Here is a 15,903-nt window from a genome sequence, read left to right on the forward strand (position 1 = left end):
CGTCGAGGAGCTCGGACCGCAGAAGGTCAACGTCATCGCGGTCCCGGGGTCGCTCGACCTCTCGACCCTCCAGCGGCTCGGCGTCGCCCGGGTGTCCTACGGTCCGTGGAGCCAGAACGTCGCCCTGACGGCACTGGCCACCCTGGCCGAGGACGTGTATGCCGGCGGCGCCCTGCCGGAGGGCACGCGGAGGCTGAACTGACCTCTCCTGCACACGTCGGACTGCTTAGGGTGGAGGGACGCTGACCGGCGCAGGTGACCGGCGACCAGGAGGGGCCGTGCCCGAAGGAGACACCGTCTGGCGGACGGCCGACCGCCTGCACCAGGCGCTCGCCGGTCGCGAGATCGTCGAGTCCGACCTGCGCTGGCCCGAGATCTCGACCGCCGACCTCACCGGACGGAGCACGGTCGAGGTGGTGAGCCGAGGCAAGCACGTGCTGCACCGGGTGGAGGGCGGGCTCACCCTGCACTCGCACCTGCGGATGGAGGGGCAGTGGCGCATCGAGGCCACACCCGGGCTGCCGTCGCGGTGGCGTCGCAACCCCCAGCTGCGGGCCCTCGTCGCGGCGGCCGACTGGACCGCTCTCGGGCTGCGGCTCGGCATGCTCGACCTCGTCCCGACCGCGCGGGAGCACGAGCTCGTGGGCCACCTCGGGCCCGACGTGCTCGGCCCCGACTGGGACCTCGACGTCGCGGTCTCCAACGTGTGGACCAGCGGTATGCCGATCGGGCAGGCCCTGCTCGACCAGCGCAACCTCGCCGGGGTGGGCACGATGTGGTGTGCCGAGACGCTCTTCCTCGAGCGTGTGCCGCCGTGGACCCCGGCCGACGAGCTGGGCCGCGAGACGGTCGAGCGCATCGTCGCGCGGGCGCACCGGCTCCTCGACAACGGCCGCCGGCACGCCGTCCAGTCGAGCACCGGCAGCTACCGCCTCGACGAGGCGCACTACGTGCACGCCCGCAGCGGGCGGCCCTGTCGTCGCTGCGGGGCGACGGTGCGCGTCGCCATGATCGGCGAGCCGACGAAGGAGCGCACGATGTTCTACTGCCCCGGCTGCCAGGGCGGCCTGGGGCCCACCGACGACGGACGCACCCAGGTGCCCCTCGGCTCGACCCGTGGCGCGGCCCGCTCGCGCCGCTCGTACTGAGCTCCGGCCCGGACCCGCCCGCCGCTCGTGCCGCTCGTACCGGCCTCGTACCGGCCTCGTACCGGCCTCGTACCGGCCTCGTACGCCGATCGCCTGCGGCTGTCGGTGGCCGGTCCTACCGTGGTCTGCACCCAAGTTGGCTCAGAGAGGAGCACCCGATGGGATCCCGACTCAACCCCTACATCGGCTTCAAGGACAACGCGCGGGAGGCGATGGAGTTCTACCGGTCCGTCTTCGGTGGCGAGCTGAACGTGTCGACGTTCCGCGAGTTCGGTGACAGCGGCCCCAACGCCGACGGCGTCATGCACGCCCAGCTCGAGACCCCGAGCGGCTACACGATCATGGCGTCCGACACTCCCGAGGGCATGCCCTACGAGGAGGGCTCGCGCATCACGGTCAGCCTCAGTGGTGACGACAGCGAGGAGCTGCATCGTTTCTGGGACGGGCTCGGCGAGGGGGGCACGGTGACCATGCCGCTCCAGAAGCAGGCGTGGGGCGACGAGTTCGGCATGGTCAACGACAAGTTCGGGGTCGGCTGGCTCGTCAACATCGCCGGCGACCACTCCCAGGACGGCGCCACCGGTTGACGCGCCCGGCGCCGCCTCAGGCCGAGGCGGCGCCGAAGTGCGACCGGAGCTGGCGGGCCAGCTCGTCCGCGTCGATGAGGCTCGAGTGCGTGCCGGCAGTACCGCACGCCCACGCGCCTGCGACGGCTCCGGCCCGCGCCGCGGCGCGGGCGTCGCCGCCGCCGAGCCAGGCGTGCAGGAAGGCGGAGACGTAGGCGTCCCCGGCGCCGTTGGAGTCGACGGGCGGCCGGCCTTCGATGTCGATGGCCGGCACGGCGAAGGAGCCGCCGTCGCGCACGGTGACGCGGCTGCCGCGCGCGCCGTCCATGACGACGACGATCCGGGCGCGGCCCGCGTCGAGCACCTCGGCGACGACGGCGTCCTCGATCCCGTCGAGTCGTGAGCCCGACACGAAGACGAGGTCGGCGGCATGCGCGAACGGGCGGTGGTGCGGGTTGTGCCCGTCCCAGTCGTGCAGGTCGGTCGAGGTGGTGATGCCTGCTGCCCTGGCGTCCTCGAGCGCGTGCACCGTCCACGGCATGATCGAGGCGTGGACGTGGCGGGCCTGCGCGAGCGGCCCGCGCCACAGTGCAGCGTCGGGGACCAGGTCGTAGGGGTGGCGTGGGTCGTAGAGCGACATGCGCCGGCCGGCTGCGTCGACGAGGTTGACGGCTCGGCGGGTGCCGCTCGGGTGGACGACGCTCTCGAAGCGCAGCTCCTCCTCGGCGAAGCGGCGCTGCAGCATGCGGCCCTCGTGGTCGTCGCCGATGACGTCGACGAAGCAGGTACGCAGGCCGAGGCGGTGGCAGCCGAGGGCGACGCCGCTGCCGGTGTGGCCGACGACGGTGTGGATCGGCGGCACGCCGTGCGAGTCGGCGAAGGGCACGGGCAGCGCCTCGACGCGCACGATGGTGTCGACGCCGGCGCCGCCGACGACGAGGACGTCAGTTGGGTCGGTCGCTTTCGCGGTCGTCATCACGCGGCTCATTGTGCCCGGCCGTGACGACGGGGACGGCTCAGGGCCGGGTGACGCTCAGCAGGCCGAGGCACATCTCGTCGGTCGTGCCCTCGCCCCACACGACGTAGCGCTCCGGCAGCCCCTGCAGGTCGGGCAGCCTGTCGCGCCAGGCCTGGTCGTGGGTGCAGGTGATCCGGACCGAGTCGCCCGGCTTGATCGCGGTCGCAGGCACGGGGACCGCTGCCTGGTTGTCGAAGTCCCACACCTTGATGTCGAGGAGCGTCCGGGCCCGGGCCGTCCCGGGGTCCAGCTCGATGCGCAGCGAGGAGCCGAGCAGGTGCATGTGCCCGGCGACGGCGCGGATCGTGGCGGCCTGCTCGACGCGGCGGGTGCACGACTGGGTGGGTCCGGGGGTCGGGATGAGGGTGCCGTCGCACGCCAGGAGCAGGCCGTTGACGATCGGCGCCGACATCGGACCGAAGCGTCTGGTGACGTCGGCGACGGCGGTGGCGCGGTCGCAGAGCGCGCCGGACTTCCCCGGACGGCAGGGCAGCTCGACCGGTGCGGGGTAGAGCATCGTCTCGAGCGCCTTGAGCCGGGTCGAGGACGAGAGGCGCAGCTGCACCTTGGTGCGGTCCGGCGTGGTCCCGTGCCGCAGGTTGTAGTGCACCTGCATCACGAGCAGCGAGCCGCGCTCGAGGGGGATGCCCACGTCGGCCGGGAACACGTTCGCGCGCCCACCCGGCGCCCAGGCGCCGACCCACGGTGCGTCGTCGAGGCCCGCACCCCCGGTGCCCAGTCCGGTGCCGCCGAAGCAGGTCCACCCGTTGCCACCGCTCTCGGCGTCGCGGGCGCGGGCAGAGGCCGCGGCCGACGGAGGGACGCGGAAGAGGATGACGTGGTGCACCTCCTGCGGCTGGCCCGGGACGATGTCGAAGCCGGTGACGAAGGCGTCACGGGAGATCCTCGGGTCGAGCACGAAGCACCGGTAGTCGTCGGTGCCGGTGGTCGGCGCCTTCGGCGTGTAGTCGACCGGCGCCGCGACGGTGCGCATCGACTCCCCGGCGCGCAGGGCGGCGGGGGCGGGCGGCGCCGGCGTCACCGGCCCGGCCCCATGCCCCGCCATGGCACCCGTGCTCGGACCGCCGGTCGGGTGGACCGTCGACCCGGGGGCCGCCGCGTGTCCGGTCGAGTGACCCTCGAGCCGCGCCCGGGCGGTGGGATTCGGCGTGCCGCATCCGGCGACGAGCAGTGCCAGCGCGACGACCGCCGAGGCGAGCGCCGGCGTGGCCCGGGCTGCGCCACGGGCACGTCGAGTCCTCATCCCGTCAGTCTAGGAACCCCGACGCCGTCCCGAAGGGCTTGTCGAGCGTTAGGCGGCCGGCGCACCTCAGGAGCCGTCGGGCGCCCGGCTGACCGGTATGCGCCGGGCGTCGGGAGCGCTCGTCCGCTCGGCGTTGGCCTCGGAGTCGGCCAGCTCCTTCTGCGACTCGCGCTCGGCCTCGACCCGCGCGACGTACCGCGAGACCTCCGACTCGACCCGCTCGGCGTCCCAGCCGAGCACCGGCGCGACGATGTCGGCGACGGCGCGGGCGCTGTCCACGCCCCGGCTCGGCGTCTCGATCGAGATGCGGGTGCGGCGGGCCAGCACGTCGTCGAGGTGCAGCGCCCCCTCGTGCGTGACGGCATACAGCGCCTCGACCTTGAGGTACTCCTCGGCGCCGGGCAGCGGCTCGTAGAGCGAGCGGTCGTCCTCCGCGAGCGCGAAGAGCTCGTGGACGAGCGAGCCGTAGCGCTCGAGCAGGTGGGTGATGCGCCAGACGGGCAGGCCCTGGTGGCGGGCGAGCCGGTCGATCTGGTTGACGAGCGCGACGTAGCCCTCGGCGCCGGAGAGCGGGATGAACTCGGTCACGCTGTCGGACACGTCGCCGCCGATGTCCTGGCGCGCGGCGTCGACGGCGTCGGCTGCCATGACCCGGTAGGTCGTGTACTTCCCGCCGGCGATGGAGACGAGGCCCGGCTGCGGGCGCGCGACGGCGTGCTCGCGCGAGAGCTGGCTCGTGTCCTCGCTCTCGCCGGAGAGCAGCGGCCGCAGGCCGGCGTAGACACCCTGGATGTCGTCGTGGGTCAGCGGCACCTTCAGCACCGAGTTGATGTGCTCGAGGATGTAGTCGATGTCGGCGCGCGTCGCGGCGGGGTGCGCGAGGTCGAGCTCCCAGTCGGTGTCGGTGGTGCCGACGATCCAGTGCGTGCCCCACGGGATGACGAAGAGCACCGACTTCTCGGTGCGCAGGATCAGCCCCGTCTCGGAGTTGATCCGGTCGCGCGGCACGACGATGTGCACGCCCTTGCTCGCCCGGACGTGGAAGCGCCCGCGACCTCCGGCCATCGTCTGGATGTCGTCGGTCCACACGCCGGTGCAGTTGATGACGACGGAGGCGCGGACCTCGACCTGCTCGCCGGTCTCGACGTCCTCGACGACGGCGCCGACGACCCGCTCGCCCGCGCGCAGCAGCTCCACGACCCGGGCCGAGGAGAGCACGGTGGCGCCGTATGCCGCCGCGGTGCGGACCGTGGTCAGCGTGTGCCGGGCGTCGTCCGCCTGGGCGTCGTAGTAGAGGAGGCCGCCGGTCAGGGCCTCGCGCTTGAGGGCAGGGGCGAGCCGCAGCGCGCCGGTGCGGGTCAGCTGCTTGTGACGCGGCACGGAGCGGGCGCCGCCCATCGTGTCGTAGAGGGTCAGGCCGGCGCTGACGTAGGGGCGTTCCCAGCCACGGCCCGTCAGCGGGTAGAGGAACGAGACCGGCTTGACCAGGTGCGGTGCGATGCGGCTCAGCATCAGCTCGCGCTCCTTGAGGGCCTCGCGCACGAGGTCGAAGTTCATCTGCTCGAGGTAGCGCAGGCCGCCGTGGAACAGCTTCGAGGAGCGTGAGGAGGTGCCGGAGCCGAAGTCGCGCTGCTCCACGAGGGCGGTCGACAGGCCGCGGGTCGCGGCGTCGAGGGCCACTCCGCCGCCCGTCACGCCCCCGCCCACGACGAGCACGTCGAACTGCTTGGTGGCCAGGCGATTCCACGCCCGCGCCCGGTACTCCGTGTCCAGCCGCACTGGGCTCGTCATGGGTGTCCCTTCACGTCGCTGCCGAGACAGCCACTCTAACGAGCGGCGAGGTCCTCGCCTCCGCGGCTGTCCAGCCCTTCGGCGCCTCCGCGCGCGCTGATGGACGTGCGCTCGCTCCTGCGGACGCGCCGGTGGCCGAGGCGGCGTGCCGGGGTGCTCGTCCGGGTCTGCCACTAACGACCCTTACGACCCGTGTCAAGCAGGCTTGCCCGACATTTTCCGCGTATTTAGTACTCCCTCCCTTTGCCGGTGTTTTACTGATTGCGGGGCAAAGTCTTAACGACTTTTGGGGGATTCATGAACGTGCTTTTGCGCGCTTCCGCATGCCGTCGGGCGCTTGGGGGGTCCGTCGCGACTCGGGTCTGGATAGCGCTGACGGGCCTGCTCGCCGCGCTGACCATCGGCGTGGCGCCGCCGGCACACGCGGCCCTGACGTGCCAGGACAACGTCGCGCTGAACGTCGCTGCGCACGAGGACGACGACGTGCTCTTCATGAGCCCGGACGTCCACAACGACCTGGCGGCAGGCCGCTGCAGCGTCACGGTGTTCGTCACGGCAGGCGACGCGGGCCTGGACCAGGCGTACTGGCTCGGTCGGGAGGCCGGCGCTCGAGCCGCCACGGCCCACATGTCAGGCGTCTCCGACACCTGGACCAGCGAGACCGTCCAGATCAACGGCCAAGCCCTCCTCGAGGACACCCTGGTGGACCGACCGTCGGTGGCGCTGCTCTTCCTCCGCCTGCCCGACGGGCACGACGGCACGGGCTACCCGAGCACCGGCGGAGAGAGCCTGCAACGCCTGTGGCAGTCCGCCATCCCGGCGATCCACGCGATCGACGGCAGCGCGACGTACTCCCGCGAAGGCCTCGTGGCCACGTTGGCCGCCATCATGACGACCTTCCGTCCGACGGTGATCCGCACGCACGACTACGTGAGTCCCTACGACTCGGGTGACCACAGCGACCACCAGACGGTGGGCTACCTGGTCCGCGCGGCGCACTACCGCTACAGCTACCCGCACCAGCTCACCGGATACCGCGGCTACGGGGTCAGCGACCTGCCGCCGAACCTGAGCCAGTCGGATGCGACCGAGAAGCTGGCCACCTTCCTCGCGTATGCCCCCCACGACCCGGAGGTGTGCCAGTCGGACACCGAGTGCCTGGCCAGCGTGTGCGGCCCGTGGTTCAGCCGCGAGTACACCGTCGGCTCCGAGTTCGGTGGGGTGCAGAACGCGGCGCGCCTCGGCTCGGTCACGGCGTCGTCGCAGAGCAGCGCGACGGGCCAGTCGGCGGCCAAGGCCGTGGACGGCGTCGTCGCCGGCTATCCGGGCGGGGCCACCAACGAGTGGGCCACCCTCGGAGGCCGAGCCGGCAGCTGGCTCCAGGTCGCCTGGTCCAACCCGAACACGCTGCAGAGCGTCGTCCTCTACGACCGGCCCAATCTCGACGACCAGGTCACCGCCGGGACGCTCCTGTTCAGCGACGGCAGCACCGTCCCCATCGGCGCCCTGCCCAACGACGGCAGCGCCATGCAGGTGCGCTTCGCGTCTCGCCGCGTCACCAGCGTGCGGTTCCGGGTCGATGCCGTGAGCGGCAGCACGCACAACATCGGGCTCGCGGAGCTCCAGGCCTTCACCACCAACGTCGCACCCCTGGCTGCCGTGACGGCCTCCTCGGAGAACGCGGCCACGGGCCAGACCGCCCAGAAGGTCATCGACGGCTACGCGCTCGGCTACCCGACGGCGCCCGGACGTGAGTGGGCCACCGTGGGCGGCCGCAGCGGCAGCTGGCTGAACCTGCAGTGGACGGTCCCCGTCGGGGTGAGCCGCGTCGTCCTCTACGACCGCCCCAACAGCGACGACCAGGTCACCGCCGGCGTGCTCCGGTTCAGCGACGGCAGCAGCGTGCCCGTCGGCGTGCTGCCCAACGGCGGAGGGCAGCTGGTCGTGAGCTTCCCGGCCAGGACGGTGACGAGCGTGCGGTTCGAGATCACCGGCGTCAGTGCCACCACCCGCAACGTCGGGCTGACCGAGCTGCAGGTGGAGACCGGCTGACCCGGCCGGCGGCTCCGGTCAGCCGAGCGCGGCGATCGCGGCGTCGTAGTCCGGCTCCTGCCCGATGGCCGGGACCAGCTCGGTGTGCAGCACCGTGCCGTCGGCGTCGACGACCACGACCGCCCGGGCCATGAGTGCCGCGAAGCCGCCGTTCTCCATGCGCACGCCGTAGTCGTAGCCGAAGCCGGACCGGAACGTCGAGGCGGTGACGAGGTTGTCGATGCCCTCGGCGGCACAGAACCGACCGAGCGCGAAGGGCAGGTCGGCCGACACGCAGACGACCGTCGTGTTCTCGAGGCCGGCTGCGATCTCGTTGAAGCGCCGGACGCTCGTGGCGCAGACGCCGGTGTCGACGCTCGGGAAGATGTTGAGCACCACCCGGCTGCCGGCCGGCAGGACGACGTCGTCGCGCAGGTCGGTGCCGGTCAACGTGAACGCCGGTGCGGGCGTGCCCACTGCCGGGAGGTCGCCGACGGTGTGGACGAGGGTGTCTCCGAGGGAGGTCGTGGCCATGGCTGTTTTCTACACCGTCGCGCGACCCCGCCCGTGCGCCCCCGTAGGTTGGGCGCATGAGTGAGTCGCCTGAGCCCGGGGGCGGCACGCGCCTGGTGATCAACCTCGTCGGTCTCATCGGCATCGTCTTCGGCGTGCTGCCGATCGTGCGCTACCTGCTCGACCTGTCGATCTTCGAGCTGACGACGGCGCCCTACGACTGGCTGCGGCTCGAGGGCGCGGCCCGCTACCTCCCGCCCGCCATGGTCCTGGTCGCGTGCATCGTCGTGGCCTACGTCCTGGAGCAGCGCGCCCAACGGGACTGACGGGCCGCCCAGCCTCGACAGGGCAGGACGCTTCCCTCGGCGGCCCGTGATGTGATGTGGGCATGTCGGTCCGGGCCCCCCTCCTCGCCGCGCTGCTGCTCGGCTCGAGCCTGGCGATGGCCCCAGCACCCAGTGCGCAGGCCGCGGACCCCGTCACCCCGCAGGCCACCACGGTGCCGGTCGGCGCCGAGCCCGACGGCACCCCGGTGCGCCTCGACGTGTCGGTGTGGCCGCAGACGGGCGGGAAGCACCCGGTGGTCCTGCTCGCCCACGGCTTCGGCGGCACCAAGGACTCGGTCGCGAGCGAGGCGAACGACCTGCACGACCGCGGCTACGTCGTCATCGCGTGGAGCGCCCGCGGGCACGGCGCGTCGGGGGGACGCATCCACCTCAACGACCCGGCATACGAGATCGCCGACGCGAGAACGCTGCTCGACTTGGCCGCCAAGCGCAGCGACGTCGAGCTCGACGCGCCCGGCGACCCGCGGGCCGGCGTCATGGGCGCCTCCTACGGCGGGGCGCTCGGGCTCATGCTCGCCGGCGCCGACCGCCGCATAGACGGCGTCGTGTCGGCCATCACGTGGAACGACCTCGCCGCCGCGTTCTTCCCGCAGGCAGCCGTCACCCGACCGCCGACGACGGCAGCCGGGCGCGCCTCGATCGACGTCCCGGGGCCGTTCAAGCAGGTCTGGGCCACCAACTTCTTCCTGTCGGCGCTGCGCGGCAGCCAGGGCGCCGGTGCCGGGGCGGGGCAGTGCGGCCGGTTCGACCCGAGCATCTGCCGCCTCTTCGTGCAGGCCTCCGAGACCGGCGGGGCCTCGCCGCAGCTGACCGCGCTGCTGCGCGCCCACAGCCCCAAGCCGACGATGAACCGGGTCACCGCCCCCACGTTCCTCGTGCAGGGCATCGCCGACTCGCTCTTCGGCCTCGACCAGGCCGACGCCAACGCCTCGGCGCTCGCCGCGACGGGGACGCCGTATGCCGTCCGCTGGAGCGACGGGGGCCACGACGCCCCCAGCTCCCACCAGGACGAGGAGCTCGAGGCGTCCTACACCTGGCTCGACCACTACGTGCGCGACAGGGCGCCCAAGGACTCGGCCCTGCCCACCGCGGCCTTCACGTACCCGACGCCCGCCCCCCGACCGGGCCAGCCGACGACGCTGCACACGCTCCCGGCATACCCCGGGCTCTCGGGCGCGGCGCTCCAGACCCGCTCGCTGCCGCTGGCCACCGGCTCCGGGGCGCTCGTGCACCCGCCCGGCGGGCAGCCGGCCTCGCTCATCGCGGTGCCGGGGCTGGCCTCCCTCGGGGTGAGCCTCTCGACGTACCAGATCGCCGCGCTGCCGGGGCAGTCCACCGCGCTCGACACCGCCCCGATCACCGAGCCGACGACCGTCGTCGGCTCCCCGACGATGCGGTTGACCGTCACCTCCGACGCGCCCGAGGTCACGCTCTTCGCGTCGGTGTGGCGCGTCACCGGGGGCTCGACGACGCTGACCAACCCGCTCGTGGCGCCGTTCCGGGTCCCGGTGACGCCGGGTCGGCCCACCCCGGTGACCATCTCGCTGCCGGCGGCGACCTACGAGCTGCCGGCCGGCACCCGGTGGCGCGTGCTCCTGACGAGCACCGAGTCGACCTACGCCAACTCGCGCGTGCCGAGCACCATCCGCGTCACCGACGCCTCCGCGCTCGTGCTGCCCGTCGCGGTCGGCGCGACGGCCGGCGGGACCGCGGCCGGAGGCCTCGACACCGAGACCCTCCTGGCGTCCGGCGCCCTCGTGCTGCTCCTGGCGGCCGGGCTGGCCGGCTGGCTCGTGCGCCGGCGGCGCCGCAGGCACCTCCCGGCGCGGCCCGACCTCGCCGACGTCCCGCTCGTCGTCGAGGGGCTCGTCAAGACGTACGCCGACGGGCACCGCGCCGTCGACGACGTCTCCTGGCGGGCCGAGAAGGGCCAGGTCGTCGGGCTGCTCGGCCCCAACGGCGCGGGCAAGACGACGACCATGCGGATGGTCATGGGCCTCATCTCGGCCGACGCCGGCTCCGTCCACGTGCTCGGCCAGCAGGTCACGGCCGGCTCGCCGGTTCTCGGCCGCGTCGGTGCGCTCATCGAGGGCCCCGGCTTCCTGCCGCACCTGACCGGCCGGCAGAACCTCGAGGCGTACTGGTCCGCCACCGGCCGCGCGCCCGAGGACGCCCACGTCGAGGAGGCGCTCGACGTCGCGGCGCTCGGCGGCGCCGTCGACCGCCCGGTGAAGTCCTACAGCCAGGGCATGCGCCAGCGCCTCGGCATCGCCCAGGCGATGCTCGGCCTGCCGGAGCTGCTCATCCTCGACGAGCCGACCAACGGCCTCGACCCGCCGCAGATCGCGGCGATGCGCCCGATCCTGCGGCGCTACGCCGAGAGCGGTCGCACCGTCGTCGTCTCCAGCCACCTGCTGGCCGAGGTCGAGCTGACGTGCACCCACGTCGTGGTCATGCACGCGGGGCGGGTCGTCACCTCCGGCCCGGTCGCCGAGCTCGTCGACAGCGACGACACGACGATCCTCGACCTGCCGGAGGACGTGGACCACGACGTCGTACGCGCCGGCGTCCACGCTCTCGAGGACTCCGACGGCGTCCTCGAGGTGCGCGTCGACACCCCGAGCCGGCTGGTCGTGGTCGCGTCCCGTGGCCGGGCCGAGGTCGTCGCCGCTGCCGTTGCGGCCCGGCTCCCGGTCGTGGGCGTCAGCAGCCGCCGGCACCTGGAGGAGGTCTTCCTGGGGGTCATCTCGTCGGCCAGCGCACCGGGACCCGAGGGCGCCGACGGCGAATCCGGTGACGAGGCCTCCCTCGTCGAGCGACTGAGGCAGGTGAGGGTGCGATGAGCGGGACGGTCGTCTCTGGCGAGACCTCGAGCACGATGCCCACCGGGGTCCGGCAGGTGCGCGAGCCGCTGTCGTGGCGGTCCGAGCTCCGGCGGCAGTGGGGACGGCGGCGGACGCTGTGGGCCTTCGGACTGCTCCTCGCGCTGCCGCTGGTCCTCGTCGGCTCCTTCGCCTTCGGGCAGCGCTCGAGCAACAGCCGCGGCAGCGCCACGAGCCGCATCTTCGACCTGGCCCAGAGCGGCGCCGCCAACTTCAGCCTCGTGCTCGTCTTCCTCGCCTCGGAGCTGCTCCTCGTGCTCCTCGCCGCCCTCTTCTGCGGCGACGCCGTCCCCGCCGAGGCGTCCTGGTCGTCGCTGCGCTACCTGCTCATCGCGCCCGTGCAGCGGGCGCGGCTGCTGACGAGCAAGCTCGTCATCGGGGTGGCCTCCACGCTGCTGGCCACCGTGCTGCTGCCTGCCTGGGGGCTGGTCGTCGGGGGCATCGCCTACGGCTGGGACCCGCTGACCAACCCGTTGGGCGAGAACCTCACCTGGGGCCAGTTCCTGCCGCGCCTGGCGCTGGCGATGGCCTACATCTTCGTCACGCTCCTGCCGATCGCGGCCATCGCCTTCTGGATCGGCACCCGCTCGGACGCGCCGCTGGCGGCCGTCGGCGGAGCCGTGCTCGTCAACATCCTCTTCAGCATCCTCGACCAGCTCGACGCGCTCGATCCCTACCGCAACGCCTTCCCCGGCCACTACTCGCGGTCGTGGCAGGACGCCCTGGCCGTCTCACCGGACTGGACCGACCTGCTGCACGGCACGCTGTGGTCGCTCGTGTGGGCGGTGGCCTTCACGATGCTCGCCTACCGCCGGTTCCGCCGGTCCGACATCCTGAGCTGAGCTGAGCTGAGCTGAGCTGAGCTGAGCACGGAGCCCGGCCACCCGGCGACTCGTTCCCACGGCGAGGTGACGTCGACCACACCCGCTGCGCAGGGGACCGCCGAAGTCCGCCCATCTCGCCGAAGTCGTTGACTGGGTCGAGGGGCCCGGCGAGGCTTGCAGCAAGGCCTCCCTGAAGGGCAGGGAGGTGCTCGGTCGGCCCACGCCAGACCGACCGGGCGACCTTCAACACGGAGATCGTGATGTCGAAGGCTGGGCCCTCGGGCCTCGGTGCGGAGCCAAGCGATCCGATGCCGTCGCAGGGTCCTCTGATGACGGTCCTGCGTGCCTTCGCCGCCGCCCCGGCGGACGAGGAGACACCGCGCCTGGCGATCTCGCAAGCGGTGGCCGCGCTGCACGCCGCCGGCGGCGTCGTTGCTCTCGTGCACGGGGACCGGGTCGAGCCGTTGGCCAGCCAGGGTTTCACCTGGTTGCAGCAGGCGGCGTGCGGACCGTTGCGGGTGGGCGACCTGTCGCTGCCGCTGACCCGGGCAGCGACGACCGGGGAGCCGGTGTGGCTGGCCTCGCGGGCCGAGGCCGAACGGCAGTTTCCGCGCCTCCTGGAGCTGGTGTCCCGCGACGAGCGGGCGTGTGCGGTGGTCCCGTTGCGAGCCGCGGGAGCCCTGCTCGGCGTGCTCGGAATCAGCTGGGACGAGCCGCACGAGTTCAGCGCGTCCGACCGTGAGCTGCTGCTGGCGTTGGCCGACATCTGCGCCCTGCACCTGCGGCACTGGCGGTTCGACGTCGGTGTCGACACCGGCGAGGGAGCTCCCCGGGGGGCTCCCGGGGCAACCCCCGAAGGGGCATCCGCTGCCCAGCTGCCTCCATCGGCGGTCGCACTGGCCCCGCTCGTCCAGGCGTTGACCGGCTCGGACTCCATCGAGGACCTGGCCCGGGCCATCGCCGAGCAGGGCGCCGCTGCCGTCGGAGCGGCGTTCTCCAACATCGCAGTGCTGGAGCCGGGCGCAGCCGGCGGCACGGCTCGGCTGTACCACCTGTCCAGCCTGGTGCCGCAGGTCGCCGAGCGGTACCAGACCATCTCGGTCGACGGTTCCACGCCCCTGGGCGCGGCCATGTCCGGGCGCGGCGAGGTGTGGCTGGGCGACCTGACGCAGATCGGGGCGCAGTTCCCGGCTCTGCTGGCCGACACCGCGGCCGCGGGGCTGGCCGCGACGGCGTCACTGGCGCTGGTCGGCCGGGGAGGCCAGGTGATCGGCGCGCTCGGCCTGGGCTGGGAGAGCCCACAGGCCTTCCCGGCCGCGCAGCGTGACGAGCTGCGGGCGGTCGCCCAGCTCGTCGCGGACGCGCTCGTGCGAGCGCAGCTGCTGGCGACCGAACGGGCAGCGCTGGAGCGGTCCGAGCGGCTGCACCGCATCCTCACCGCACTGGTCGCCTCGGCGTCGCTCAGCGAGGTGACCAGTGCGGTGCTCGTCGACGGCACGGCTCCCTACGACGCGGCCGCCGCACGCCTGGCCCTCGTCGACGACCAGCACCCCGACGCGCTCGTGACCATCGCCGCCGTCGGAATGCCCGACGAGCTCGAGTCCGTCTGGCGGCCCGCCCCGGGCGCGGCCCCCTCGCCGCTGTCCGACGCACGCCTCAGCGTGAGCACGGTGTACCTGCCCTCTCTGACCGACCGCGTCGTGCCCGACCCGGACGCGCGGGCAGCGCTGGCACGAGCCGGATTGCGCTGTTGGATCGGGCTGCCGCTGCGCAGCGGGTCACGCACGCTCGGGGCCCTCGTGCTGGCCTTCTCGGAGGAGGACGCCCTCGGCCCCACCGACCTGACGGCGCTGTCCGACCTGGGCGCCGCGCTCTCGGAGGCCATCAGCCGCGCCGTCGAGCGCGACAGCGACCACGACCTGGCGGTGCTGGTGCAGCGCAGCCTCCTGGCCGAGCCCCTGCCCGAGCTCTCCGGGCTGCAGGTGAGCGCGCGGTACCTGCCTGCCGACGCCCGCTACGGCATCGGCGGCGACTGGTACGACGCCATCCCGCTCACCGACGGCCGCACCCTGCTGATGATCGGGGACGTCGCCGGTCATGACGCGAGTGCGGCCGTGGCCATGGGCCAGATCCGCGCCGCGGCCCGGGCGCTCGCACCCACCCACGGTCCGGCGAGACTGCTCGAGGGGCTGGACCGGTTCGTCACAGCGACCTCCGCCCAGGCGATGGTGACGGTCGCGGCCGTGCTCCTGCACCCGCGAGCGGGCAGCCTGACCTACTCGCTCGCAGGTCATCCGCCCCCGCTGCTGCGCAGACCCGGCTCACCGGCGACCCCGTTGGACCGTGTGGACCCGCCCTTGGGTGTCCTGGTCGCCACCCGCGCGCAGCACACGGTCAAGCTGGCACCGGGCAGCACCCTGGTCCTCTACACCGACGGCCTGATCGAACGACGCGGTGAGTCCATCGACGCCGGGCTGCAACGCCTGGCCGCCGTCGTGGACGACAGCCCCGCGGCCACTGCCGACCACCTGTGCGCCTCGCTGCTCAACAGGTGCCTGCGCAACGTCCCGCGGCGGGACGACACGGCCGTCATCTGCGCCGTCATGCAGCCGACCGGGGCACGCGTGCAGCGGTCTAGAACTTCGCCGCCTCCGGGATGATGCGCTCGCCGATGAGCTCGAGCCAGTCGGTGCGCGAACCGTCGGCGACCCGCATCTGCACGTGCGTCACGCCGAGGCCGGCCAGCTCGCGCAGGTGCTCGAGGGTGGCGTCGACGTTCTCGCCGTCCGGGCCCGGGTCGACCGGACCCATGACCGTCTTCTCGATCTCGTCGTAGTCGCGGCCCAGGGCCTCGCAGTGGCCGCGGAGCACGTCGAGCTTGTGGGCCAGGTCGGGGCTGTCGAAGAGGTTGCAGGCCTGCGCGTACTGCGCCACCATGCGCAGCGTCTTCTTCTCGCCGCCACCGCCGATGAGGATCGGCGGGTGCGGGCGCTGCACCGACTGCGGGGAGTTGAGGGTGCGTCCGAGCGAGTAGTGCTTGCCGGCATACGGCTCCTCGCTGTCGCTCCACATCTGGAGGCAGATCTGCAGCGTCTCCTCGAGGCGCTCGAAACGCTCGGCGGTGGGCGGGAACGGCAGGCCCAGACCGACGCACTCCTCCTCGTTCCACGCGGCGCCGATGCCGAGCATCGCGCGCCCCTTGGACAGCACGTCGAGGGTCGTCACCTCCTTGGCGAGCAGGCCCGGCTCGCGGTAGATCGCCGCCGTCACCCACGCGAGCAGCTGGACGCGTTCGGTCACCGCCGCGAGGAAGCCGAGCGCCGTGTAGGCCTCGAGCATCTCGTTCTCCCGCGGGCCGACCGGTCCGATCTGCCACACGTGGTCCATGACCGAGAGCTTGGTGAAGCCGACGTCCTCAGCGGTCTTCGCGGTGCGGACGAGGTCGTCGACGAAGGTGCTGGAGCCACCGCTCCAGGTGAAGTCAGCCAGGTGCAGTCCGAGGTCCATGCCCTGCACACT

At 72.9% G+C, this 15,903-nt stretch carries 12 protein-coding genes and 1 pseudogene; 8 read left to right on the top strand and 5 right to left on the bottom strand.

Translation table 11 applies throughout. The features are described from left to right. The 3 genes and pseudogenes from ABD241_RS11170 to ABD241_RS11180 all read left to right on the top strand — a co-directional run. A pseudogene (locus ABD241_RS11170) lies at nt 1-202 on the top strand (isocitrate lyase/phosphoenolpyruvate mutase family protein); the annotation flags it as partial. A 76-nt stretch (nt 203-278) separates the two neighbouring features. Continuing rightward, a complete protein-coding gene (locus ABD241_RS11175; RefSeq protein ID WP_344062068.1) occupies nt 279-1,148 on the top strand; it encodes a DNA-formamidopyrimidine glycosylase family protein in 870 nt (289 codons plus the stop codon). A 158-nt stretch (nt 1,149-1,306) separates the two neighbouring features. Further along, entirely contained in the window at nt 1,307-1,735 is a 429-nt protein-coding gene (locus ABD241_RS11180; RefSeq protein ID WP_344062071.1) for a VOC family protein, read from the top strand. 16 nt (nt 1,736-1,751) lie between these two features. Here ABD241_RS11180 and ABD241_RS11185 read toward each other — a convergent pair whose 3' ends face one another. The 3 genes from ABD241_RS11185 to ABD241_RS11195 form a co-directional block, all read right to left on the bottom strand. Beyond that, nucleotides 1,752-2,690 carry a carbohydrate kinase family protein gene (locus tag ABD241_RS11185; protein ID WP_344062074.1) on the bottom strand — a complete coding sequence of 313 codons (939 nt, stop codon included), beginning with the start codon at nt 2,688-2,690 and terminating at the stop codon, nt 1,752-1,754. A 40-nt stretch (nt 2,691-2,730) separates the two neighbouring features. Continuing rightward, nucleotides 2,731-3,996 (bottom strand): hypothetical protein, encoded by a 1,266-nt coding sequence (locus tag ABD241_RS11190; protein WP_344062077.1) that lies wholly within the window; start codon nt 3,994-3,996, stop codon nt 2,731-2,733. A gap of 66 nt (nt 3,997-4,062) precedes the next feature. Beyond that, nucleotides 4,063-5,787, bottom strand: coding sequence for a glycerol-3-phosphate dehydrogenase/oxidase (locus ABD241_RS11195; RefSeq protein WP_344062080.1), 1,725 nt, complete (start codon nt 5,785-5,787; stop codon nt 4,063-4,065). Nucleotides 5,788-6,084: 297 nt separating this feature from the next. Here ABD241_RS11195 and ABD241_RS11200 point away from each other — a divergent pair, with 297 nt between their 5' ends. After that, nucleotides 6,085-7,839, top strand: a complete 1,755-nt coding sequence (locus tag ABD241_RS11200; RefSeq protein ID WP_344062083.1) for a DUF7402 domain-containing protein — start codon at nt 6,085-6,087, stop codon at nt 7,837-7,839. Nucleotides 7,840-7,857: 18 nt separating this feature from the next. Here ABD241_RS11200 and tpx read toward each other — a convergent pair whose 3' ends face one another. Beyond that, the gene (tpx, locus tag ABD241_RS11205; RefSeq protein ID WP_344062086.1) at nt 7,858-8,352 is read right to left on the bottom strand and encodes a thiol peroxidase; all 495 of its coding nucleotides are present in this window, start codon (nt 8,350-8,352) and stop codon (nt 7,858-7,860) included. Nucleotides 8,353-8,408: 56 nt separating this feature from the next. Between tpx and ABD241_RS11210 the strand changes: the two genes are divergently transcribed. The 4 genes from ABD241_RS11210 (at nt 8,409) to ABD241_RS11225 (ending at nt 15,044) form a co-directional block, all read left to right on the top strand. After that, complete coding sequence (locus ABD241_RS11210) at nt 8,409-8,657, top strand: hypothetical protein (protein ID WP_344062089.1); 249 nt, start codon at nt 8,409-8,411, stop codon at nt 8,655-8,657. A gap of 62 nt (nt 8,658-8,719) precedes the next feature. After that, a complete protein-coding gene (locus ABD241_RS11215; RefSeq protein WP_344062092.1) occupies nt 8,720-11,521 on the top strand; it encodes an alpha/beta fold hydrolase in 2,802 nt (933 codons plus the stop codon). Beyond that, nucleotides 11,518-12,402, top strand: coding sequence for an ABC transporter permease subunit (locus tag ABD241_RS11220; protein WP_344062094.1), 885 nt, complete (start codon nt 11,518-11,520; stop codon nt 12,400-12,402). The genes ABD241_RS11215 and ABD241_RS11220 overlap by 4 nt, the downstream gene beginning before the upstream one ends. 311 nt (nt 12,403-12,713) lie before the next feature. Beyond that, a complete protein-coding gene (locus ABD241_RS11225; RefSeq protein WP_344062097.1) occupies nt 12,714-15,044 on the top strand; it encodes a SpoIIE family protein phosphatase in 2,331 nt (776 codons plus the stop codon). Here ABD241_RS11225 and ABD241_RS11230 read toward each other — a convergent pair. Beyond that, complete coding sequence (locus ABD241_RS11230; RefSeq protein WP_344062100.1) at nt 15,019-15,891, bottom strand: LLM class F420-dependent oxidoreductase; 873 nt, start codon at nt 15,889-15,891, stop codon at nt 15,019-15,021. The two genes, ABD241_RS11225 and ABD241_RS11230, sit on opposite strands and share 26 nt — an antisense overlap. Nucleotides 15,892-15,903: the final 12 nt, after the last annotated feature.

The organism is Terrabacter lapilli, from assembly GCF_039531305.1.
Classification (GTDB): Bacteria; Actinomycetota; Actinomycetes; order Actinomycetales; family Dermatophilaceae; genus Terrabacter; species Terrabacter lapilli.